This is a genomic window from Clostridium sp. HBUAS56010 (assembly GCF_007115105.1).
GTDB lineage: Bacteria > Bacillota > Clostridia > Lachnospirales > Lachnospiraceae > Lacrimispora.
The window spans coordinates 810,767-833,672 of sequence record NZ_SULJ01000001.1 but is presented as its reverse complement, the minus strand read 5'-3'; the positions used below and the strand labels follow the sequence as shown (position 1 = coordinate 833,672).

The window sequence follows — 22,906 nt, the reverse complement described above, 5'->3', positions numbered from 1 at the left end:
AGAAAAGCGGATTATCAACATAGAGGAGGAAAAAGGTGAACGAAAAAAGAAAAATTATGAAAGTGCTGCCGGATAACAAAAAGGTCACACTGATGACTTTTGCAGGAAATTACAGGCATATGACTGTAATTGGCTGTATCTTATCAGGAGTCAGTGCAGTTGTGGGACTGCTGCCTTATATTTTTATGTGGCTGGCAGTAAAAGAAGCCCTTCTTGTATGGACGGCTGGAAACCAGACAGAGAAACTGGTCTGGTATGGAATTATGGCAGTAGGAACCTCGGTTCTTTCTATGGCAATTTACCTTGTTGCCTTACTTTGCACCCATTTATCCGCATTCCGCACGGCAAGGAATTTGAAAACCGTTGCCCTATACCACCTGGCAAAACTTCCAGTTGGGTATATCAAGGGATTGGGAAGCGGAAAGATACGGAGAATCATTGATGACGGAGCAGGACAGACAGAGACATTTCTTGCCCATCAGCTTCCGGATCTTTCCGGGGCACTGGTGACACCGGTTGCGGTGTTGTTTCTTTTGTTCTTCTTTGACTGGCGTTTTGGTCTGATCAGTCTTTTGCCTATGGCAGTTGGAGTGATTTTTTTGTTCCGTATGATGGGACCGGGAATGGCAGAGTCTATGAGACAGTACCAGGATGCACTTGAGGATATGAATAATGAGGCGGTAGAGTATATAAGGGGGATTCCGGTTGTAAAAACATTTCAGCAGAGTATTTTTTCCTTTAAAAATTTTCATGGGTCCATTCTCCGTTACAGAGACTGGGCAGTCAAGTATGCCTTGTCCCTTCGGATTCCCATGTGTGGTTACACTATGAGCATTAACGGAATCTTTGCTTTTTTAATTCCGGCAGGAATTTTACTTATAGGAAATGCAGCAACAGGAGCTTCTGGTATGAACATAATTCTTGATTTCATCTTTTATGTGCTTTTTACTCCTGTCTGTGTGTCCATGATGGATAAGATTATGTGGACCAGTGAAAATACGTTACAGGCAAAGGAAGCGTTGGCAAGAATTATGGAAATCATGAATCAGAAGCCTTTTACAGAGCCGGAGCATAAAAAAGTTCCAGATAACAGTTCCGTAGAACTAAAAGGAGTAACGTTTTCTTATGAAAAGAATAAGAAACCTGCAGTTTCTAACGTTTCTTTCTGTATTCCGGAAGGAAAAACTTTTGCAATTGTGGGTCCATCGGGTGGCGGAAAGACAACCGTAGCCAATTTAATCTCCAGATTTTATGACGTGGATGAGGGAGCTATACTGGTTGGCGGCGTAGATGTAAGAGAGATTGGAACCGAAGAATTAATGCGTCAGGTCAGCTTTGTATTTCAGGATAGCCGGCTGTTTAAAGCCAGCCTTTTGGACAATGTAAGAGCAGCAAGACCCGAAGCAACCGAAATAGAAGTTGGTAACGCATTAAAAGCTGCGTGCTGTGAGGATATTATAGAGAAATTTCCGGAAGGAATTCACACCGTAGTAGGCACAAACGGGGTTTACTTATCTGGAGGGGAATGCCAGAGAATTGCACTGGCAAGGGCGATTTTAAAAGATTCTCCCATAATCGTGCTTGATGAGGCAACTGCATTTGCAGATCCGGATAACGAACACCAGATTCAGAAAGCCTTTGAAATCCTGGTAAAGGGAAAGACCGTTCTCATGATTGCACACCGCCTGTCAACGGTTGCCGGAGCGGATAAGATTCTGGTAATGAATCATGGTGAGATCAAAGAAAGCGGTACCCATGATGAGCTGGTCCAAAATCATGGACTATATGCGGCAATGTGGGAAGATTACAAGAGATCAGTTTCCTGGAAAGTTGGTGAAAAGCATGACTAGTTACTTGAAGAGAATTTTTGCATTAAGCGATCAGGGGGCAAAAGATTTACAAAAAGCAGTGGTTGCCTGCGGGCTGACGAACATAGGAATTATGCTGCCCATGGGGCTTCTTGCACTGTATCTGGAACAGATCCTTTCTCCTTATTTGGGGAGAGAAGGATCGGGTATGGGACTTCCGGCCTATATAGGATTTAGTATTTTGTTCCTTATTCTTATTTTTATTTTTGAATACCGCCAATACAATGCCACTTTTCTTTCCTCTTATGAAGAAAGTGCTAATCTGAGAATTCAACTGGCGGAGAAGCTGCGTAAGATTCCGCTGTCCTTCTTTGGAAAAAGGGATCTTGCTGATCTGACAACTACCATTATGGGGGACTGTGCCTGGATGGAAACGGCGCTGTCTCATTTTATCCCGGAACTGATTGGTGCTGTTCTTTCTACCTGCCTGATTGGGATTGGTTTGCTATCTCTCAACTGGAAGATGGGAATCTCCATACTGTGGGTGGTTCCGGCTGCATTTCTTCTCTCTGCAGGAGTCAGACCAGTGATTGACCGGATGGAGGAAAAGCAGAGAAAAAAGATTCTGGCGGCTTCAGACGGGATTCAGGAATGTATTGAAAATATTCAGGATATTAAAGCAAATAACCAACGGGAAAGCTATCTATATGCGCTCAGCAGCAAATTAGTAGACATCGAAAATATTACTGCCAGGATTGAGGTAATCAATGGAATGCTTGTGACTGCGTCCCAGATGATTTTAAAGATAGGAATGGCAAGTACCGTTCTTTGCGGTGCAGTGCTGTTATCACAAAATAAAATAGATTTTATGGTTTTCTTAATCTTTATGATTGCGGCAACCCGAATCTATGGTCCTTTAAGCGGTTGTCTTATGAATCTGTCGGCAGTATTTTCCACCGTACTCCGGGTGGAGCGCATGAAGAACATTGAAGAACAGCCCATTCAGAAGGGGGAAGAGCAGGTCACCTATGATGGGTATGACGTAGAGTTTAGCCATGTGGGATTTTCCTATGATCACGGGGAACCGGTCTTAAAGGATGTGTCATTTGTGGCAAAACAGGGAAAAGTAACTGCACTTGTTGGCCCTTCCGGGGGAGGAAAGAGCACCGCTGCAAAACTTGCCGCCCGTTTCTGGGATGGGGATAAGGGAAGAATTACCATTGGAGGCGTTGATGTGTCTAAGGTGGACCCGGAGCGGCTACTTGAGAATTTCGCTGTTGTTTTCCAGGATGTAGTGCTGTTTAATAATACCATTATGGAGAATATCCGCCTTGGAAGAAAAGATGCCACGGATCAGGAAGTAATGGAAGCTGCAAAAGCTGCCCGGTGTATGGATTTTATTAACCGCCTTCCTGATGGGTTTCAAACCAGAATCGGTGAAAATGGTTCGGTGCTTTCCGGAGGGGAACGGCAGCGGTTATCCATTGCAAGAGCACTTTTAAAGGATGCACCTGTTATCTTACTGGATGAAGCGACCGCTTCCCTCGATGTGGAGAATGAATCCATGGTGCAGGCAGCCATCTCAAGTCTGGTGAAGAATAAGACGGTACTGATTATTGCTCACCGCATGAGAACGGTTGCAAAGGCGGACTGGATTGTGGTATTAAAGGATGGACTGGTAGCAGAACAGGGAAGCCCTTCCGCTCTTTATGAAAATGACGGCATTTACCGCCATATGGTGGAGTTACAGAATCAGAGTCAGAACTGGACTTTGCCGTAACTGCATTTCAGGGGCTTATAAAAGGGAATAAAGGTCTGATTTTTGCACCATGGCATATATTGTAAAAGTGTCAAAATTATGGTATACTGGCTTTGTTGATTTTAGGGAGCCAGTACATATAGAGGAGGATATTCACATGGAGTTTTTAAAGTGTAATCATTGCGGAAACATTGTAGCTGTAGTTGAAAAAAGAGGCGGCACCATCACCTGCTGTGGAGATAAGATGCAGGAGTTAAAAGCCAATACCACAGATGCGGCAACAGAAAAACATGTTCCAGTTATTGAGATTGATGGACAGAATGTGAAAGTTACGGTAGGTTCCGTAGAACATCCCATGCTTCCTGAACATTTCATCAGTTTTATTGTATTAGAGACCAGACAGGGCAGCCAGCAAAAGACATTAAGTCCAGGAGAGAAACCAGTTGCTCAATTTGTCTTGACAGAAGGCGATGAGGTGATCGCAGCATATGAATACTGTAACCTTCATGGTTTATGGAAAGCAGAAAAATAACGAAACGAGTGAAAAGCTCACTGACCCATGGTCTGTGGGCTTTTTTTGAGAGGCAGGTTTTGGGTACTAAGGCTTTTTGCCTCCCATTCAGACAGGAGAGATCGCATATATGAACAAAAAGGAAACCAATGAAATCAAGAAGCTGTTCACCCCGGCAAACTGTGCAATCAGCAGAATCTGCGGCTGCTATGTAGATGCGGAAAAAAATAAAAGAACAGAATTAAAAGAAGCATTTTTATCTTTGCCGGAGGAAGAAGCGTTTAAGTATTTTACCATATTTAAAGGAGGACTTTCCGGTTCCGTCGGTAAAAATCTGGTGAACATGGAATTCCCTCTCCAGACGGAAGAGGAGGGAGGGACCCAGAACTTCCTTTTAAAACTTCGGGACAGCCAGTTAAAAGATGATGGGCTTTTAGAAGAGTTCTATGACAAAGTAATTGCAAGTTATGATTACGGTGAAAACTATTACATAATCCTCATTCATTGTGCCTATGATATTCCGGCAAAATCTTCAGATGGACTGGAGATGTACGATGCTTCTGATTTTGTCTATGAATTTATTCAGTGCTGCATCTGTCCGGTCAAGCTTTCCAAAGCGGGACTTTGCTATAACTCAGAAGCCAATGTGATTGAAAACAGAAGCAGGGACTGGATTGTGGAAGCCCCTGATACCGGTTTTCTCTTTCCTGCATTTACAGACCGCAATACGGATATTCATGGACTGCTGTACTATTCAAAGAATCCGGAGCAGATACCAGAACGTCTGATTGATGAATTATTAGGCTGTGTGATTCCTTTGACCGCCAAAGATCAGAAAGAGACCTTTCAGGCAATTGTGGAAGAAACCTTAGGGGAGAATTGTGATTTTGAGACGGTAAAGAATATTCATGAGAGCATTCATGAAATTTTGGAAGATACAAAGGATGAACCGGCACCATTTACTCTGGACAAGTATCAGATGAAAAAGCTGCTTGAAAATAACGGTGCAAGTCAGGAGAAGCTGGAAGAGTTTGAACAGAGATTTGATGCTGGCGAGGAAGGAAAAGGCCCGGAATTTATCGCTTCCAATGTGGTCAATACCAGAAGCTTTGAGATAAAGACTACCGATGTAAGTATTAAAGTGGCTCCTGATAAGACTTATCTGGTGGAAAACCGGATGATCGACGGCCGTCCCTGTATTGTGATCGGAATCAGCGAGCATGTGGAGATCAATGGAATCACGGTCCGCCCCATTGCAGCAGAACAGCCGGAAGAAGATTAAGTGTTCTTGTTTCGAAGAAGCCGGGCAGGAATTTTAACCAGACTTTGGATACAAAAAACCACAGTCTGGTCGAATAAGATGGCAGCAGCCGTTGAAAATACCAGAACCAGAACAAAAGCCAGCCATGGATTTTGTCCCATTCCCATGGGTTCACGGACAAAATAAAGGACTGCCCAGTGGACCAGCAGGATGGAATAACTGTAACGGACAACAATCCTCATCAGGGTTTTAGGCTTTGGAAGAATCGTTTCTATGGAACGAAGCAGCAGGAAGATGGCTCCTGCAATAAGAATCATCATGGGCGCTCCTTCTGCCAGCAGGATGGCGCTATAGTCCTGGCGGTAAGCCACGCAAAGCACAGTTCCTGCCAGTGAAACCAGACCAAGGATTCCGTACAGGCGTCGCCTGGATAATGACACCGGATGGGAAAAGTAATATCCAAGCAAAAATACACCCAGCCAGGGGCTTATCATGAGCTGAACATTAACAGGCAGACCAAAGACAGGCAGGTAAACGGCAACACACTGGAAGAGCAGAATGAGTACTGCAAGTCCATGGAGCATGGCAGGGGACAGATGTTTCAGCAAAATAGAAAAAAAGGGCGCAAGAATATACAGAGACAAAATCACATAGATCACCCACAGATGAGGGGTCCAGTCGATGGGACCAGCCGCCATATCTCTGGCTGCGTGAAGAAGTCCTTTAAAGAAACCGGAAGTAAAATACCGGGAAGCTAAAAGAATATAAATACCGTAGTAACAGAAAAAAGGGATGGCAACATGAAAAAAGCGTTTATAGTAAAACGTTTTAAGGGAGTCTGCTGTCTGATTGAGAATCAAAGCACCGCTGTTCATAATGAACAGGGTGTTGCAGACAAATAAAATGCTGATCAGTGACTGACGGACGATGAATGCAGTTCGATCTGTTGGGGAGATGGTGCCTGTTCCATCCAGACAATGAACCAGCAAAACGAAAAGAGTTGCAATGAGCCGGATATAATCCAGATAGACAATTCTGTTTTTGCTGTTGACATTTCCCATAATAAGTTTTTTCAAATACGCCTTGTCTCCCCGCCCTTTTTTTATGTGAAGGCAGAGGGAAAAAGCAATAAAAAACAGAATCATAAGCTGTAGTTTTCCCATTATCCTTTGTTCCTTTCTCCTGGAGGTTCCCGATCTTTGTTATTATATCACAGGAGAACAAAGAGAACAAAGCAAATCATTTTGCGAAACCTCCAATGTATGCTATACTAAAAAAAAGAAAGGGAAGAAAAAACGTGGCAGACAGAACATTTGGCTGGGTACAGGAGGCATATACCCTGAAGAATTTGAAAAATGTGGTATCCGTTTTTGTACCAGGATCTCCCATTAATCGAATCCTTCGCACAGACAAGATTCCCAGACTGATATTGGAAAAAGATGGAAGAGATACGTTCATCAAAGAGCTGGAGGCAAAACCTGTCTGTATTCCCTATACCCACCTGAAAGGAAAGGGAACTCCTGCCGGTTACAGCAGAAGCAATGCACCTTGTTCCGGAATTATTCAGGCGGTTCTTCCCGGGCAGAGGAAGGAATACCAGAGTGACTGGCCTGCCGATTCCTTTTTACGCTGGGCAGTGAGTGTGGGATTTCTCAATTATGACAGGAGAGACGATGTCTGTTCTCTTTCCGAACTGGGCAGTCTCTATGCCGGTTCAGAAGAAGGAAGCCAGGAAGAAGCAGAGGTGCTCAAAACTGCATTGTTATCTTATCCCCCTGTTTGCAGAGTCTTGTCTCTTCTGGAAAAGGAAGGGCATTTAACGAAGTTTGAAATCGGGGCAAGGCTTGGATTTATAGGAGAAGCCGGTTTCACCTCCATTCCCCAGTCTATGATTTTACAAGGGCTTATGGAGGCGGATACAAAGGAAGAGCGAACAAAACTATTGCAGGATACGGAGGGCACCAGTGACAAATATGTCCGCACCATATGCAGCTGGCTTTTACAGACAGGCTGGATTATCCGGGAACCAAAAACCATATCAGACGCGGTAATTCCCCAGTCCTATAAGCTTACGCTCAGGGGCAGAACGGTGATCAAGCATATTACAGGTGTTTCCAGAGCTTTTAAGATATCTAAGCGGGTCATGTGGGACATGCTGGCAACAAAAGCGGCGGACCGGGATTATCTAAGAAACAGAAGAACCCATATTATCAAGCATCTGGAAGGCAGTTACCGCAGTCTCTATCAGATCAGGGAATATCTAATCCGGAAAGGGCTTTATGAAGAGCCGGAGACAATTCTCGATGATATCCGGAGTTTCGAAAATATTGGATTGCAGGTGAAAAAGACCGGGGACACTTACCGGATCATGGATGAGATTCATGGTCTGGAACTGCCGGACCAGCAAGAGTTTGCAATTCCTGTCAAGTCGGAAGTTTCTGTCTATAAGGATTATCTAAGAAGCCGGCTTACAAGGATTGATCACAGGTATCTGATTTTAGTTGATCTGGGATTTGACGGGAACTCTGACCGGGATTACGAGATTCAGACCGCGGAACTTTTGACAAAAGAGCTTTCCTTTCAGGGTGCCAGACTTGGGGACACCAGAAAGCCTGATGTCTGTGTGTTCTACGGAGACAAAGGACTGATTATTGACAATAAGGCATATGGAAAGGGGTACTCCCTCCCGATTAAACAGGCGGATGAGATGAACCGCTACCTGGAAGAGAACAGGGAAAGAAGCGATTTGTTAAATCCCAACCGGTGGTGGGAGATTTTTGATGAATCCGTCACTCATTTCCGGTTTGCATTTCTTTCAGGCGCATTTATCGGAGGATTCCGGGACAGGCTCAATCTGATATCCGTCCGAAATGGATTGAAAGGGGCGGCAGTCAGTTCTGTGACTCTCCTTTTGCTTGCGGAAGAGTTGAAATCCGGAAGATTAAAGTACGAAGACTTCTTCCTTTTGTTTGATTGCAACGATGAGATTTCCTGTCCGGGTTTACCAGAGGGATTGTTCTAATTAAGAAACATGTAAAAAACGCTTGCATTCTATGCCCAGGCTGATTATATTGTTACATGTTTATGAAAATTTTATATTATACAAAGGATCGGAAAAAATGAAAGATATGGTACCCCAGTTTTTTTTATCAATGAAGCATTACACCAAAGACCAGTTTGTGAAAGATCTCATATCCGGGATCATCGTGGCAATCATTGCCCTTCCCCTTTCCATCGCTCTTGCGCTGGCTTCGGGAGTTACTCCGGAACAGGGACTTTATACTGCAATTGTAGCAGGTTTTGTGATTTCCTTTCTGGGAGGCAGTAAAGTACAGATTGCAGGACCAACAGCGGCTTTTGCCTCCATTGTGGCAGGAATTGTCATAAGAAACGGCATGGACGGGCTGGCGATGGCTACAATCATGGCAGGAGTGATTTTAATCATTATGGGACTGCTTCGTCTGGGCAGTCTGATTCGTTTTATTCCTTACACGCTTACCACCGGCTTTACCACCGGAATTGCAGTGACCATATTAATCGGTCAGATTAAGGATTTCCTTGGGCTTACATTTCAGGAGTCACCGGTAGAGACAATGGACAAGTTAAAAGAAGTCTTCCACAGTTTTGGAACCTTGAATCCCATGGCTTTTGTTGTGGGTATGACAGCACTTCTGATTCTCATTATCTGGCCGAAATTTTTCAAAAAGATTCCGCCGTCTCTCATTGCGGTTATCGTAACGGCTCTGGCTGTGAAGATACTGGATCTGCCTGTGAACACAATTGGAGATCTCTACACCATATCTCCCAAACCTCCAGTGTTTCACCTTCCGGTCTTTTCTATTGACATGATGAAGAATGTATTTCCAGATGCAATGACCATCGCTGTGCTTGCCGCCGTAGAATCTTTGCTCTCCTGTGTGGTTGCAGATGGAATGGCAGGAACCAGGCATAATTCTAATATGGAACTGGTTGCTCAGGGTGTGGGAAATACATGTTCCGCATTATTTGGAGGAATTCCAGCGACGGGAGCGATTGCCCGAACCGCTGCCAACATTAAAAATGGCGGAAAAACCCCTGTTTCCGGTATGGTTCATGCAGTGCTTTTATTTTTGGTTCTGATTCTTCTCATGCCTTATGCAGCATTAATCCCCATGCCTGCGATTGCAGCCATTCTCTTTATGGTTGCTTATAATATGAGCGAATGGCGGGAATTTGTATCAATTGTAAAAACCGCACCAAAAAGTGACTGGTTTGTTCTTCTGATTACCTTTGGTCTGACCGTGGTATTTGATCTTGTAGTTGCCATTGGCGTTGGGCTGGCATTAGCCTGCCTGCTTTTCATGAAACGAATGGCTGATGTGACGGATGTGAGCGGCTGGAAGTATTTAGAGGATCATGAAGAAGGAGAAGAAAGTGCTCTTGACCTAAAGCCTGTTCCAAAACATGTGGCTGTGTTTGAGGTCGATGGTCCTTTATTTTTCGGAGCGGCGCATAAGATATCCAAGGTTGTTCTGGAAGAAGGAAAAAGAGTGCTCATTCTCCGGATGCGCAGTGTGCCGGCGATGGATGCCACCGCGCTGAGAACGCTTCAGCAACTTTATCATAGCCTCAATAAGAAAAAGGTTACTCTGGTTTTATCCCACGTGAATGAACAGCCGATGTCCATTATGGAAAAGGCAGGATTTGCAGATATCATCGGGAGAGAGAATATTGCAGACTGTATTGATGAAGCATTGATTCATGCAGAAGGGTTATAAAGCGAAACAAAATAGGCTGATGCGAAGGGAATCCTGCGTCAGCCTTTTTTGTATTGTAAAAAATAATCAATAAAATGAAAATAAATATTGACAACGAAAAAAGATGATACTATAATACTATACATATAAACATATTAAATTAGTATGCTAATAGGGAAAGGAAGAATTACATATGAAAAACACAGTCTGTGTAACCAGAGAGATTTTATGTATCCATACGGATCAGATAAACGGTTGTTGTGGAACTGTGTGCATGTGTATGAATAAAGCGTATTGATGACTGTGTATGAATTGCCTGAATCCATTCAGGGATACACCAGAACCATATACATGGCATTAGGGAACCACCTTAGAATGAAAACGGTTATTTTTACAGATAATCAGTTTGAGAATGAATCTTAATGTGAGAGAAGGTGATTCATATATCTTATTCCAATGCTTCCCAACCTGAGAATGAATACATCAGGCTCATTGATGAGATGGCAAAAGATGTAAAGTATGGTTCCATCACCATCACCATTCAGGATGGCAGGATCGTACAGATCGAAAAAATAGAAAAAATCAGATTAAAGGACTGACTGGACAACCGGAGGTTCTGATAGGCGATAAGAGCATATCAGGCGATGGTTGTCTTTTTTGTTATCCAAATTTAAGAAAGTGAGAGAAAAATGGCAAATACATATCAAAAACTTCAAAACTCCCACCCCTGTTTTGGGGGAAATCGTAACAACACAGGCAGAATTCACCTTCCGGTCAGCCCCGGCTGCAACATATCCTGCAAGTTCTGTGACAGAAAGATCAATGATCACGAGGATCGGCCTGGAGTCACTTCCAAGGTGCTCACACCGGAGGAGGCACTCAAGGTTTTGGAAAAAGCATTAAAGCTTTGCCCGGAAATCACGGTTGCAGGAATTGCAGGTCCGGGCGATACGCTGGCGACGGACTATGCACTTGAGACCTTCCGCCTCATAAAGGAGCATTACCCTCAGTTAATCAAATGTATGAGCACCAATGGTCTTCTTCTCAATGAACGGGCGGAGGAAATCATAGAGATTGGGGTGGAGTCTGTAACAGTCACCGTCAATGCAGTTGATCCTGAGATTGAAGCAAAGCTGAACCGCTTTATTGTTTATCATGAGAATGTGTACATAGGCATGGAGGGCGCTGCAATTTTAATTGAAAATCAACTGAAAGGGATTCGTAAAATTGCAGATGCAGGCATTACGGTAAAGGTCAACTCCGTTCTGGTTCCCAGCATCAACGGGGGGCATATTGAAGCAATTGCAAAAGCGGTAAAGGAAGCAGGTGCCAGTATTTATAACATCATACCGCTGATTCCGCAGTCCGACCTTTCCGGTGAAGCCGCTCCGGTGTGCGCAGAAATTGATGAAGCCAGGACAGCAGCAGGAAAACATATTGATGTATTCAGACATTGCCAGCATTGCCGTGCAGATGCAGTAGGGCTTCTTGGAGGAAAAGATTATGGAGATATGATCTATGAGAGAAGAGTGGCAGGCAGTGATACCTTTTCTCATGGATAAGGAAAAGGGAGATTGTTATGAAATATAAAATCGGAATTGCATCATCAGACGGGAAAGTGATAAATCTGCATTTTGGAAGAGCGGATGTCTTCTATATTGTGGAGGCGGACAGTGAAGATATGACATTCCGATACGGGGAAAGCCGGCAGACAATCCCCGTATGCCAGGGACAGGAGCATGACAATGATAAGCTTCTCGCGCTGGCAGATATTTTAAAAGACTGCGATTATGTTCTGGTCAGCAAGATCGGAGAAGGCGCAAGGGCGGCTCTGGCAGGAAACAGTACCTTGGCCTTTGAATTGCCGGGATTTATTGAGGATTCCGTAAAAAGACTTCTTTCATATGTGGAAGTGGAGAAATTATTGAATGACAGATAGGAGAGGAATGAGTATCATGAGCGAAACTTATTCGGGAATCAGGGAAAGCCGGCAAAACCGGTATAACGATCTGGGATCCACCGGGGCTTTGGCAGAGGAGGATTTTAAAAATGGTTGTTTAAAGAAGGCAGACCGGAGTTTTGCACAGGGGCTGCAGTGCCAGCAGATCAACAGTATGGCAGCGCTTATGTCGCTGGAAGACTCGGTTTTCATCGCCCATTCGCCCCAGGGCTGTGTAGGCTGTACGTCACTGGCAGTGGATCAGTACCGGGTCGGGCAGGCCCACAGAGGGGTAAAGCATATTAAAAACCCCCGGATCATCGTATCCAATCTGGATCAGAACAACGTTATTTTCGGTGGTGAAAGCAAGCTTAAAAAAGCGGTGGAAGAAGCGGTGGAACGGTATCACCCCAGACTTATTTTTGTATTTGCCTCCTGCGCCTCCGGAATTATTGGAGATGACATTGACGCAATTGTAAAAGATATTCAACAGGATACGGACGCTCTTGTTATCCCCATACACTGCGAAGGCTTTAAATCAAAAATTTGTGCTTCCGGTTTTGACGCCGCCTTTATATCCATTAACAAATACATATTAAAGCAGGAACGGCTGGAAAAAAGGGAGGGGCTGATCAACTTGTTCGCACCCGTTTCCATCAGTTATGCGGATCAGGTGGAGATGGAACGTATGCTTTCCCTTCTGGGACTGAATGTAAATTATATTCCTTTTTACAGTACTCTGGAAAAAATAAAAGAGATTCCTGCCGCCCAGGCCTCCACTTCCATCTGTAAAGTGTTTGCAGACGAATTCATGAAAACCCTTTATGAAGATTACGACATTCCCTACTCCCATACGGTGATGCCTATCGGGGTTCGCAATACGGATATCTGGTTTCGGGGAATCGCCGGTGTGGTGGGAAAGGAGAAAGAAGCGGAGGAAATCATTCAAAGGGAACATGAACGGATCCTTCCACTGGTGGAATCCATAAAAAAACGGCTCATAGGAAAACGGGTATTTATCTGCGGTGGAACAGGACGTTCCTTTGCAGCCGCAGCCCTGATTGACGATTTTGGCATGAAGCTGGTAGGTCTTGAGACTCCGACTTATGACGAGGATGCACAGGTGGATATTGAATATTTAAATACCATTCATTCGGATTATGTGATTGATATTGCCAACATGCAACCCTTTGAACAGGTGAATCTGGTAAAGAAGCTAAAGCCGGATGTGTTTATCGGAGTCCCGGAATGGGCCGCAAAGCTGGGGATTCCAACCACTCATGTTCTGGATATGAAACGGCCCACCATGGGGTATGACGGACTTTTGTTCCTTGGAAATAAAATCGCCGATCAGCTGGAGAATCCGGGATTTAACGTCAAACTCTCCCAGCATATCAAGCTTCCCTACAGAGACAGCTGGTATCAGGAAGATGCATTTAAGTACATAATCGGAGGTGAATGAAATGTCTGAAGTAATAGAAAATCCAAGAGGAGGATGTGTGCTGGCCGGAATCAATTCCGTATTGGGAGCCATTGACCGGGTATGCCCCATTTACCATGCGGGTCCTGGATGCTGTATGCAATCCACAGCTTCGGATCAGGGGCAGTCAGGAAATAAAAATTCCTGTTTTGTAAGCAGTGTCTCCATTCCGTCCACCAACATGCTGGAGCGGGAAGTGGTATTCGGAGGAACCAAAAAGCTTCAAACTACCATTCAGGGAGCCATTGACATCATTGACGCAGATGCCTACTTTGTCCTCACGGGCTGTACCGCCGGTATTATCGGAGATGATATTGAGAGTGTAACAGAGGAATTTAAAGAAAAGGGTTTTTGTGTATATCCCATTGATATTCCTGGATTTGCAGGAGACAGCAATTTGGGATACGAGGTGATCTGGAACACCATGATCGATCAGGTGATTGAAAAATCGGATCAGACAGATGAAAATCTTGTCAATCTGTTCGGCATCATTCCTTACCACGATCCTTTCTGGAGCGGTAATCTGGAGGAAATCGCCAGACTTCTTAAAAAGCTTGGTCTTCGCGTCAATACATTTTTCACCGGGCACCAGAGCATCGAAACCATCAGGAACGCTTCCAGTGCCGCACTGAATATCATCATTCACCCATGGATATTCAAAGGGCCGGCACGAAAGTTCGAAGAAAAATTCGGTGTGCCTTCCATCCGTTATCCTGGACTCCCTATCGGGGCCAGTGATACGAGACGTTTTCTTCTTACGGTGGCGGATGCGCTGAAGCTGGATGACAAACGGGTCAATCAGGTCATCGGGGAGGAAGATGATTATGTGTATCACTATCTGGCCCAGGCAATCGGCACTTTAAGCTGGAAGAAATTCGGAGTGGTGGCAGATGCCAGTACGGCAATTGGAATCACCCGGTATTTGGCCAATGATTACAGTTTTACACCGGTTCTGGTGGTGATTTCCGAGCCCATATTCAGGAAGGAAGACAAGGAACGGATTATATCCGAGCTTACCAATTTGGAATATGCAAAACCGCCGAAGGTAGTATTCAGTGCAGATCAGTATGAGATTAACAAAACACTTATGGAAGAGGAAGATTTGACACTCATCATCGGCAGCAGCAATGAGGAAGAGATCAGCTCGTTAAAAGAGGTACAGTTTATCGCAGCCGCTTTTCCCATCAAAGACCGGCTGATATTTAACAGAGCCTATGCCGGATACAGAGGAAGCCTGACATTAATAGAAGATTTATACGACAATTTATAGGGAAAGAAAGAGAGGTCACAACAATGGGAGAGATCAGACAGATTGCCATATATGGGAAAGGAGGAATCGGAAAGTCCACCACCACACAGAATCTGACAGCAGGACTGGTGGAAAAAGGGAAAAAAGTAATGGTTGTGGGATGCGATCCGAAAGCCGATTCCACAAGGCTTTTATTAGGAGGATTGGCACAGAAAACCGTTCTTGATACATTGCGGGAAGAAGGCGACGGGGTGGAACTTGACCGTATTTTAAAAGAGGGATACGGAGGAACCCGTTGTGTGGAATCCGGCGGCCCGGAACCTGGAGTAGGCTGTGCCGGCAGGGGAATTATTACCTCCATTGGACTCCTTGAAAATCTGGGCGCATATACAGAGGATCTGGATTACGTGTTCTATGACGTACTTGGCGATGTTGTCTGCGGTGGGTTTGCCATGCCCATAAGAGAAGGAAAAGCAAAAGAAATATACATTGTAGCAAGCGGGGAGATGATGGCGCTGTATGCGGCAAATAACATTGCAAAAGGCGTCAAACGATATGCGAAATCAGGCGGAGTAAGACTGGGCGGAATCATCTGCAACAGCAGGAATGTGGACCGGGAACTGGATCTGCTTCGTGCCTTTTCAAAAGAACTGGGAACCAAACTCCTTTATTTTGTACCCAGAGACAATATCGTACAGCATGCGGAGATCAACCGTAAGACTGTGATCGAATATAGGCCGGATTCCAGCCAGGCAACAGAGTACCGCAATCTGGCTCAGGCAGTGATTGACAACAAGGATTTTGCCATTCCCACGCCCATGGAACAGGATAGACTGGAAGAGATTCTTCTGGAGTTTGGACTTATGAATATCAATGATGATTATAAGATTTAATCAACTGGATACCAGTTTAAGGAGGAATGCAGATGGCAGGAATACATCAATCAATTACCGAATTAATCGGTAAGACACCCTTGCTTGCGCTTGAAAACTATGGAAAGAAGCATGGTCTGGAAGCGAGAATTATAGCAAAGCTGGAATATTTTAATCCCAATCAAAGCGTAAAAGACCGGATTGCCAGTGCAATGATTGAAGACGCAGAAAAAAAAGGACTGTTAAAGCCCGGGTATACCATTGTGGAAACCACCAGCGGAAATACGGGAATAGGTCTTGCAGCGATTGCCGCAACAAAGGGATATCCGTTTCGGGTATATATTCAGGAGAATGTCAGCGAAGAACGTTTTAAAAATATCCGGGCGTTTGGAGGAGAAGTTATAAAGCTGCCCCAGGTGCCGGAGGTGAAAAAAGTACTCGATGAAACGGGAGGAGATTTTGTGGCAGCCATAAAAGCGCTGGAGAAGCATGTTTTGTCAAAAGAAGAGAACATCTTCTTTGTGAACCAGATTGAAAACGCCTCAAATCCTGCGATTCATGAGAGGACCACCGGACCGGAAATTTGGGAAGATACGGAAGGGACTGTGGATATCCTGGTTGCCTGTGTAGGAACCGGAGGAACCGTATCGGGAGCCGGAAAGTATTTAAAGAGTAAAAATGAAAATATAAAGATCGTGGCCATACAGCCGGGACCGGGCTCTCTGCCTAATGAGACAGATCCCCTTCCGCCGGATATCACAGGTGTTCATCCCTTTGAAGGAGTGCCCATTGAACGGATTCCGCTTACCATGGATTTGGGTATATACGATGAAAAAATCGAGGTAGAAACCAGTCAGGCATATGAAGCGGCAAGAGAAGTTGCAAAATCAGATGGAATCCTTGTAGGAACTTCTTCCGGAGCGGCCATTTATGCGGCAGGCCAGATTGCAAAGAGACCGGAGAATAAAGGAAAGAACATTGTGGTTGTGCTGGCGGATACCGGCCTTCGGTACTTATCAACAAAACTGTTTGAAGAAGCTTAAAGGAGATTTGGAGGTTAAAAATGGGGATTAATTTATCAAGTTCTAATCTGGCAACCAGAGAGAATCGTCTTGGTTCCATAACTGGATATGTAGGAGATTTGCACGATCTTGCAAGCCAGAGCAAATGCGGAACCTTAAAGGGCTGCGGACGGTGTTTTTCCCAGTCCAGCACCTGTCTTTCCGGCTGTGCCTTAAGCCAGCTGGGAGGCATACGGGATGTGGCAGTCATCCATCACGGACCCTCCGGTTGTTCTGCCACTGCCAGCTCTCAGTACATCGTTACCAATCAGGTCGCTGCCAAACGAGGTGTTGTGAACAAATCGGTCTATATCGGTACGGATATGAATGAGAACGATACCATCTTTGGTTCCACAGATGCACTGACCGATATTATTTTGGAGGTGAACAGACGATATCACCCAAAGACCATCTTTGTCAGCAGCTCCTGTGCCACCGGAATCATTGGTGAAGACATTGACAGTGTGGTGGATGAGGTGAAGGACCAGATCGACGTACCGGTCATTCCGGTTCACTGCGAAGGGTTTAAATCCCGGATATGGGCCACTGGCTTTGATATTTCCGACCACGCCGTGCTCAGCGGAATCGTAAAGCCGCCAAAGGAGAAGAGGAATACCATTAATTTTAAGAATTTCTATGAAAGCGCCAGAAGTGAAATCATAGAGATCTTTAAAAACTTTGACTTAGATCCTATTTTTCTCTATGCAAACGCCACCATAGAGGAACTGGAACATTTATCAGAATCCGTTGCAACTACCTGTATCTGCGGAACCTTGGGAAACTACCTTGGCAATGGCTTGGAAGAAACCTATGGAGTGCCTTATATCCGAACCATAAACCCTCTTGGAATCACCGGTTTTGAGACCTGGCTTCGGGAAATCGGAAGAGTGGCAGGAAAGTGCTCTCAGGTGGAACGCTATATCGAGGAACAGAGAAAGATCTACATACCGCAGATCGAAGAAGTAAAGAAGGAATTGAAAGGGTTAAAAGCAGTTCTTGGCATGGGACCTGGCTACACCTTTGAGGTGACCAGAGTCTTAGATGAACTGGGCATTGAAGTGGTTTGGGCGCTTGCCTGGCATTACGATAAGAAATATGAAAATGGAGAAGTTCCCCCAGCCATGAGTTACCTCCTTGACAATGACATTAACTTTGAAGCCAGCGTGGCAGATCAGCAGAATTTTGAGGTAATGAATATTTTAAATAAATACCAGCCCGATTTATATCTTTCCAGACACCCAGGCTCTACGGTATGGGCAATTAAACAGGGAATACCAGCCGTTTATGTAGCCGATGAATATATGATATTCGGCTATAAGCACACCCTTGAATTCGCTCATACAGTCCTGGATACGGTACGCAACCGGAGCTTTGAACAGAATCTGGCAAAAAGAGTGAAGCTTCCCTATACCGACTGGTGGTATAAGCAGGAGGTAGGAAGTTTCTTAGAGGAGGCGATCAGTTAATGGCAAAAATATTAGACAAACAAAGATACAAATGTGCAATGAGTGCCATGCAGACCGTTCAGGCAATCGACCGTGCCATTCCGGTGCTGCATTCCGGCCCGGGATGTGCCCAAAAGCTTTCCAATTCCTCTGGAAGTTCCGGCTATTTTTCTCCCAATATTTATCCCTGTACCAGCATTAATGAAAGGGATGTGGTATTTGGCGGGGTGAAAAAGCTGGAATCCACCATCAGGCATTCTTTGGATGTAATTGATGCGGATTTATATGTGGTTTTGACCGGGTGCATACCTGAAATCGTGGGAGATAATACGGAGGAAGTGGTAGATGGCTTTAAGGATGCAAGAAAGCCGGTAATCTATGCCTCCACGGCAGGCTTTAAGGGAAATAACTACAAAGGGCATGAACAGGTGGTAGACGCAATCATAGATCAGCTGCTGGAAAAATCAGATATCCGTGTAAAAAATCTGGTGAACATCTGGGCAGATGTGCCTTATCAGGATGAGTTCTGGCATGGAAATTTTAAGGAGCTTGAAAAGCTGATTGAAAAACTGGGACTGATTCCAAACATTATTTTTGGGTATAACCGGGGGATTGCCAATGTGAAAAAGATTCCGGCAGCTGAATTTAATCTTTTGATCTCTCCCTGGGTAGGGCTTGGCAATATGAAGAAAATGGAACAGAAGCTGAAAATCCCCTACCTTCATTACCCCACACTGCCCATTGGTGCATTTGAAACCAGTAAATTCCTTCGCACAGTGGGAGAATATGCTGGAGTGCCAAAAGAAAAGGTGGAAAAAATCATTACAGAGGAAGAGGCTTATTACTACTATTACATAGAGCGTTATGCAGATCTGTTTTTGGAAACCCGGGTTATGTCAAAGCAGTTTACCGTAGTATCGGATGCGCATTATGCCCTTGGAATTACCAAATTCCTGGTCAATGATCTGGGACTTTTTCCGGCAAAGCAGTTTATTGTGGACGATACGCCGAGAGAACACCGGGAAGCCATCCGTTCTTACTTTAAAGATCTGAATTTTGGAATTGAGGCAGAAGTCAGTTTTGAAACCGATGGATACAAGATTCATAATGAGATCAAGGATCACGACTATCATGGATACCCTCTGATCCTTGGAGGGTACTGGGAAAAGGAAGTGGCAAAGCAGACCGACGGCCATTTTTTAAATGTTTCCTGGCCGGTCAATGAGCGTTTGATCATGAACAGTTACTATGCAGGTTATGACGGAGGGTTAAAGCTGATCGAAGATATTTACTCCGTTGCGAAAACAAGGTTCAATTAAGAAATCTGTTTCATGGAGGGAATACCATGTCATATAAAATAGCAGTTGCATCTTCGGACCAGAGAACGATTGATTTAAATTTTGGGGCAGCATCGGAATTTTTGATCTATGAGGTCTGGGAAAATGGAGAATTTGGACTGATAGAGAGAAGGGAAATTTCTGAAACACTGCAAGAGGGAGAACGTTCCTCCTGTGGAGATAAAGGGGAATGCAAAGGAGGCGGCTGTCACGGCAGCGGCCCTCATAACCCCAGAGTGGACTTAATATCCGACTGCAGGTGCCTGCTTTGCAAAAAGACCGGAAATCCCATACAAAAGCAGCTGGACCGGAAAGCAATCAGCTCTTTTGATGTGGATGGGGAGATTGAGGAAGCTATACATAAAATCGTGTTATATTTTTACCGGGTGGATCATCATCATTCACTTAGGGGAATCGCCAATGGATCGGTGATATAAAGGATGAGGAGAAAAAACATGAAAAAAGGGATCAGGCGACTGGTTTTAGCCGCATTATTGGCGGCTTATGGGGGAATTATTTTAACCGGATGCGGGAAAAAAGAGGCAGCGGCAGGAAGCGGAGCAACAAAGGTGGTGGTTGGAACTGGAAATGCGTATGAGCCTTATTGCTATCTGGATGACAAAGGAAACCTTGCCGGGTATGAGTATGAAGTATTAAAGGCAGTGGATGAACTGCTTCCGGAATATGAATTTGAATTCAAGACCTCTGATTTTGCCAATGTACTCATTTCACTTGACGCAGGGAAAATCGATATCGGAGCCCATCAATATGAATGGAACAAGGAGCGGGACGAAAAATACCTGTTTGGAAAAGAACCCTATACCACGTATATCACCTACCTTACGGTTGCTGGGGACAGAGATGATATAAAGACACTTGATGATCTGAAAGGAAAAAAGGTAAAAAGTTCCTCCGGGTCCAATTCCGTTTATATTCTGGAAAACTATAATAAGGAGCATGCGGATAATCCCATCAAAATTGATTATGTGAATAATTCCACCGATGAAGAAACGGTAACCGGCCTTTTAAACGGAGTATGGGACGCCACCATTATGACCTCCCGGGATACCCAAAAGCTGAATAAGAATTATGGAAACGGAAAAGAAGCCATTAAAATAGCCGGTGAACCAATTCAGACCTCCTCCACCTACTTTGTATTTGCAAAAGACAATACCAAATTACAGGAGGCTGTGGATGGAGCCTTAAAACAGCTGAAGGAAAATGGAAAACTGGCACAGATTTCAGTGGATGTCATCGGCGGTGATTATACAGAAAGTGAGTAATTCATATGGAGAAGCTGTTTGTCTGGGATCGGTTTTTTGAAAACATTCCGAAAATTCTTCCGTATCTATGCGTCACCTTTTCCATTGTGATCTACGCAACCATTTTTGGAGTACTTCTTGGGATTTTAATCGTACTGGTTCAGATAAAGAAAATACCGGTATTGTATCCGCTTGTTAAAGTCTATGTATCCTTTATGAGAGGAACTCCCATGCTGGTTCAGCTGATGCTGGTGTATTATGGAATTCCCGCTCTTTTGGATCCGGTTTTTGGAACCAATTTAAACAGGGAATGGAGTGCTGTTAGTTTTGCGTATGTGACCTTTTTGCTCAACCAGGGTGCATTTCTCTCCGCCATCTTCTACAGTGCCATCACCTCCATTCCCTATGGGCAGACGGAGGCAGGCTTAAGTGCCGGGCTGACGGAATTCCAGACATTTCGAAGAATCATTCTTCCTCAGATGGTCAAGACCGCCATGCCGCCTTTTGGATCGGATCTGGTTGGTTTATTTCAAAACTCCTCTCTTGTTTTTCTTATCGGGGTTACAGATATCATGGGGAGAGCTAAAACCATCGGAACTGCCACAAAACATGTTCTGGAAGCCTACGTGTTTGTGGTCATCATCTATGTAATCATCAGTCTGGCAGTCCGGCTTTTGTTCTATCGGCTAAATAGCAAAATGAATTATGGAAAAGAGGAAATGGGATGAATTTTAACCTGGCTCATTTTAATGAAAGTCTTATATATGGACTTAAATATCTGCCCAATACGGTGAGACTTGTTTTTATTCCATTGGCATTTGGGCTGATTCTGGGAACGATGATTGCCTTGGTGCGTGTGTATAAGGTACCTGTGATCTGCAAGCTTCTGGCCGTGTTTGTTACCGTTTATCAGGGAGTCCCAATTGTGGTCGCCCTTATGATTTACAATCTGGTCTTTATGCTTAAATTCAACGATCTGGCAAGCCTGCTCCATCTAAAGAAAAGCATTTCAGATGTGGATAATATCTGGGTGGGCATCTTTGCTTTGAGCCTGATGGCAGTCTGTTCCATATCAGAAGCGGTCCGGGGAGCGTTACTTTCTATTGATAATGGCCAGAACGAGGCGGGATATTCCGTAGGGCTGACAAAGATCCAGACCATAAAAAGAATCATTCTTCCTCAGATGGTTCCGGTGGCCATTCCCATGCTGATCAACAATGTGGTAGGTCTGATCAAAGGGTCTTCTGTGGTTATGGCCATCGGCATTGTGGAAATTGTAGCAGGTGCCACCATTCCCAGTTCCAGAACCTATTCCTTTTTTGAGGGGTATGTGGCAGCAGCGATTATATACTGGGTATTTACCATAGTGATTGAATACCTGGCCCAGAGATTAAGGCAGTATACCGGAAAATTCAGGAGGAATCTGTATGATTGAAGTTAAAAATATCAAAAAGGATTTTGGCAGACATCAGGTGTTAAAAGATGTTTCGGTCAAAGTGGAGGACGGTCAGGTTGTGGTCATCTTAGGGCCCAGCGGTTCCGGGAAAACCACCCTGCTTCGCTGCATCAATTTTCTTGAGAATGCGGACAGCGGCAGACTTACCATTGGAGAGTCCCAGGTGGATCTAAAGAAAGCCTCCAAAAAGGAAATTCTGGGTATCAGGAGAAAAACAGCCTTTGTATTTCAGAATTATAATCTCTTCGCCAATAAAACAGCCATAGAAAATGTCATGGAGGGACTGGTAACAGCTAGGCATGTACCAAAAGCGGAAGCAAGAAAACGGGGAGAAGAGGCATTAAACTGGGTCGGGTTATCGGACCGGTATGATTATTACCCCTGTCAGCTATCCGGCGGACAGCAGCAGAGGGTGGGAATCGCCAGGGCCTTTGTATTAAATCCGGAAGTCATATTGTTTGACGAACCAACCTCCGCACTGGATCCCGAACTGGTGGGGGAGACGCTTGAAATCATAAAAAAAGTAGCAGGAAAAGGAATCACCATGATCGTAGTGACTCATGAGATGTCCTTTGCCCAGGATGTGGCGGATAAAGTCATTTTTATGGATGGCGGCGTTGTGGTAGAGGAAGGAAAACCGAAAGACATTTTTTCCAATCCCAAAGAAGAACGTACCAGACAGTTTTTATCCAGAATCATATCTCTGGAACCCAGTTATTCCATTTAGACC

General features: G+C 44.6%; 21 protein-coding genes. 20 read left to right on the top strand and 1 reads right to left on the bottom strand.

Features of this window, described 5'->3' with window-relative positions; all coding sequences use genetic code 11:
• Positions 1-35: 35 nt before the first annotated feature.
• From FAY33_RS03995 to FAY33_RS03980, 4 genes are all read left to right on the top strand, one after another.
• The gene (locus tag FAY33_RS03995) at positions 36-1,850 is read left to right on the top strand and encodes an ABC transporter ATP-binding protein (RefSeq protein WP_347562650.1); all 1,815 of its coding nucleotides are present in this window, start codon (positions 36-38) and stop codon (positions 1,848-1,850) included.
• Entirely contained in the window at positions 1,843-3,588 is a 1,746-nt protein-coding gene (locus FAY33_RS03990) for an ABC transporter ATP-binding protein (RefSeq protein WP_143319446.1), read from the top strand. Before FAY33_RS03995 ends, FAY33_RS03990 begins: the two co-directional genes overlap by 8 nt.
• A 136-nt stretch (positions 3,589-3,724) precedes the next feature.
• Positions 3,725-4,099, top strand: coding sequence for a desulfoferrodoxin family protein (locus FAY33_RS03985; protein WP_143319445.1), 375 nt, complete (start codon positions 3,725-3,727; stop codon positions 4,097-4,099).
• A 109-nt stretch (positions 4,100-4,208) separates the two neighbouring features.
• Entirely contained in the window at positions 4,209-5,360 is a 1,152-nt protein-coding gene (locus FAY33_RS03980) for a DUF4317 domain-containing protein (RefSeq protein ID WP_143319444.1), read from the top strand.
• Here FAY33_RS03980 and FAY33_RS03975 read toward each other — a convergent pair.
• Positions 5,357-6,502 carry an acyltransferase gene (locus FAY33_RS03975; protein WP_143319443.1) on the bottom strand — a complete coding sequence of 382 codons (1,146 nt, stop codon included), beginning with the start codon at positions 6,500-6,502 and terminating at the stop codon, positions 5,357-5,359. The two genes, FAY33_RS03980 and FAY33_RS03975, sit on opposite strands and share 4 nt — an antisense overlap.
• Before the next feature lie 134 nt (positions 6,503-6,636).
• On the opposite strand from FAY33_RS03975, the gene FAY33_RS03970 reads away from it, so the two are divergent.
• The 16 genes from FAY33_RS03970 (at position 6,637) to FAY33_RS03895 (ending at position 22,903) form a co-directional block, all read left to right on the top strand.
• Positions 6,637-8,361 carry a restriction endonuclease FokI C-terminal domain-containing protein gene (locus FAY33_RS03970; protein ID WP_143319442.1) on the top strand — a complete coding sequence of 575 codons (1,725 nt, stop codon included), beginning with the start codon at positions 6,637-6,639 and terminating at the stop codon, positions 8,359-8,361.
• A 97-nt stretch (positions 8,362-8,458) separates the two neighbouring features.
• Complete coding sequence (sulP, locus tag FAY33_RS03965) at positions 8,459-10,096, top strand: sulfate permease (RefSeq protein WP_143319441.1); 1,638 nt, start codon at positions 8,459-8,461, stop codon at positions 10,094-10,096.
• 422 nt (positions 10,097-10,518) lie between these two features.
• Positions 10,519-10,674: a YezD family protein gene (locus tag FAY33_RS19860; RefSeq protein WP_243126575.1), complete on the top strand. Its 156-nt coding sequence runs from the start codon at positions 10,519-10,521 to the stop codon at positions 10,672-10,674.
• 90 nt (positions 10,675-10,764) lie between these two features.
• Positions 10,765-11,637, top strand: coding sequence for a radical SAM protein (locus FAY33_RS03955; RefSeq protein WP_143319440.1), 873 nt, complete (start codon positions 10,765-10,767; stop codon positions 11,635-11,637).
• 17 nt (positions 11,638-11,654) lie between these two features.
• Entirely contained in the window at positions 11,655-12,014 is a 360-nt protein-coding gene (locus FAY33_RS03950; RefSeq protein ID WP_143319439.1) for a NifB/NifX family molybdenum-iron cluster-binding protein, read from the top strand.
• Positions 12,004-13,476, top strand: coding sequence for a nitrogenase component 1 (locus FAY33_RS03945; protein WP_207705992.1), 1,473 nt, complete (start codon positions 12,004-12,006; stop codon positions 13,474-13,476). Before FAY33_RS03950 ends, FAY33_RS03945 begins: the two co-directional genes overlap by 11 nt.
• A 1-nt stretch (position 13,477) precedes the next feature.
• Positions 13,478-14,764: a nitrogenase component 1 gene (locus FAY33_RS03940; RefSeq protein ID WP_143319438.1), complete on the top strand. Its 1,287-nt coding sequence runs from the start codon at positions 13,478-13,480 to the stop codon at positions 14,762-14,764.
• Positions 14,765-14,787: 23 nt separating this feature from the next.
• Positions 14,788-15,636, top strand: a complete 849-nt coding sequence (gene nifH, locus FAY33_RS03935) for a nitrogenase iron protein (RefSeq protein WP_143319437.1) — start codon at positions 14,788-14,790, stop codon at positions 15,634-15,636.
• A gap of 32 nt (positions 15,637-15,668) precedes the next feature.
• Positions 15,669-16,658, top strand: coding sequence for a PLP-dependent cysteine synthase family protein (locus FAY33_RS03930; RefSeq protein WP_143319436.1), 990 nt, complete (start codon positions 15,669-15,671; stop codon positions 16,656-16,658).
• 20 nt (positions 16,659-16,678) lie between these two features.
• Positions 16,679-18,142: a nitrogenase component 1 gene (locus FAY33_RS03925; protein WP_143319435.1), complete on the top strand. Its 1,464-nt coding sequence runs from the start codon at positions 16,679-16,681 to the stop codon at positions 18,140-18,142.
• Complete coding sequence (locus FAY33_RS03920) at positions 18,142-19,440, top strand: nitrogenase component 1 (protein ID WP_143319434.1); 1,299 nt, start codon at positions 18,142-18,144, stop codon at positions 19,438-19,440. Before FAY33_RS03925 ends, FAY33_RS03920 begins: the two co-directional genes overlap by 1 nt.
• 26 nt (positions 19,441-19,466) lie before the next feature.
• Entirely contained in the window at positions 19,467-19,895 is a 429-nt protein-coding gene (locus tag FAY33_RS03915) for a NifB/NifX family molybdenum-iron cluster-binding protein (protein ID WP_143319433.1), read from the top strand.
• 18 nt (positions 19,896-19,913) lie between these two features.
• Positions 19,914-20,741 (top strand): transporter substrate-binding domain-containing protein, encoded by an 828-nt coding sequence (locus FAY33_RS03910; RefSeq protein ID WP_185967473.1) that lies wholly within the window; start codon positions 19,914-19,916, stop codon positions 20,739-20,741.
• A gap of 5 nt (positions 20,742-20,746) precedes the next feature.
• Complete coding sequence (locus FAY33_RS03905; RefSeq protein WP_143319431.1) at positions 20,747-21,448, top strand: amino acid ABC transporter permease; 702 nt, start codon at positions 20,747-20,749, stop codon at positions 21,446-21,448.
• On the top strand, positions 21,445-22,155 hold the full coding sequence (locus tag FAY33_RS03900; RefSeq protein ID WP_143319430.1) for an amino acid ABC transporter permease: 711 nt from the start codon (positions 21,445-21,447) through the stop codon (positions 22,153-22,155). The genes FAY33_RS03905 and FAY33_RS03900 overlap by 4 nt, the downstream gene beginning before the upstream one ends.
• A complete protein-coding gene (locus FAY33_RS03895; RefSeq protein WP_143319429.1) occupies positions 22,148-22,903 on the top strand; it encodes an amino acid ABC transporter ATP-binding protein in 756 nt (251 codons plus the stop codon). Before FAY33_RS03900 ends, FAY33_RS03895 begins: the two co-directional genes overlap by 8 nt.
• Positions 22,904-22,906: the final 3 nt, after the last annotated feature.

Coding starts and splice junctions, on each gene's coding strand:
- FAY33_RS03975 (WP_143319443.1), bottom strand. CDS start 6,502: ATGGGAAAACTACAGCTTATGATTCTGTTTTTTATTGCTTTTTCCCTC.
- nifH (WP_143319437.1), top strand. CDS start 14,788: ATGGGAGAGATCAGACAGATTGCCATATATGGGAAAGGAGGAATCGGA.
- FAY33_RS03980 (WP_143319444.1), top strand. CDS start 4,209: ATGAACAAAAAGGAAACCAATGAAATCAAGAAGCTGTTCACCCCGGCA.
- FAY33_RS03955 (WP_143319440.1), top strand. CDS start 10,765: ATGGCAAATACATATCAAAAACTTCAAAACTCCCACCCCTGTTTTGGG.
- FAY33_RS03940 (WP_143319438.1), top strand. CDS start 13,478: ATGTCTGAAGTAATAGAAAATCCAAGAGGAGGATGTGTGCTGGCCGGA.
- FAY33_RS03895 (WP_143319429.1), top strand. CDS start 22,148: ATGATTGAAGTTAAAAATATCAAAAAGGATTTTGGCAGACATCAGGTG.
- FAY33_RS03930 (WP_143319436.1), top strand. CDS start 15,669: ATGGCAGGAATACATCAATCAATTACCGAATTAATCGGTAAGACACCC.
- FAY33_RS03925 (WP_143319435.1), top strand. CDS start 16,679: ATGGGGATTAATTTATCAAGTTCTAATCTGGCAACCAGAGAGAATCGT.
- FAY33_RS03920 (WP_143319434.1), top strand. CDS start 18,142: ATGGCAAAAATATTAGACAAACAAAGATACAAATGTGCAATGAGTGCC.
- FAY33_RS03945 (WP_207705992.1), top strand. CDS start 12,004: ATGACAGATAGGAGAGGAATGAGTATCATGAGCGAAACTTATTCGGGA.
- FAY33_RS03900 (WP_143319430.1), top strand. CDS start 21,445: ATGAATTTTAACCTGGCTCATTTTAATGAAAGTCTTATATATGGACTT.
- sulP (WP_143319441.1), top strand. CDS start 8,459: ATGAAAGATATGGTACCCCAGTTTTTTTTATCAATGAAGCATTACACC.
- FAY33_RS03905 (WP_143319431.1), top strand. CDS start 20,747: ATGGAGAAGCTGTTTGTCTGGGATCGGTTTTTTGAAAACATTCCGAAA.
- FAY33_RS03990 (WP_143319446.1), top strand. CDS start 1,843: ATGACTAGTTACTTGAAGAGAATTTTTGCATTAAGCGATCAGGGGGCA.
- FAY33_RS03915 (WP_143319433.1), top strand. CDS start 19,467: ATGTCATATAAAATAGCAGTTGCATCTTCGGACCAGAGAACGATTGAT.
- FAY33_RS03910 (WP_185967473.1), top strand. CDS start 19,914: ATGAAAAAAGGGATCAGGCGACTGGTTTTAGCCGCATTATTGGCGGCT.
- FAY33_RS03985 (WP_143319445.1), top strand. CDS start 3,725: ATGGAGTTTTTAAAGTGTAATCATTGCGGAAACATTGTAGCTGTAGTT.
- FAY33_RS03950 (WP_143319439.1), top strand. CDS start 11,655: ATGAAATATAAAATCGGAATTGCATCATCAGACGGGAAAGTGATAAAT.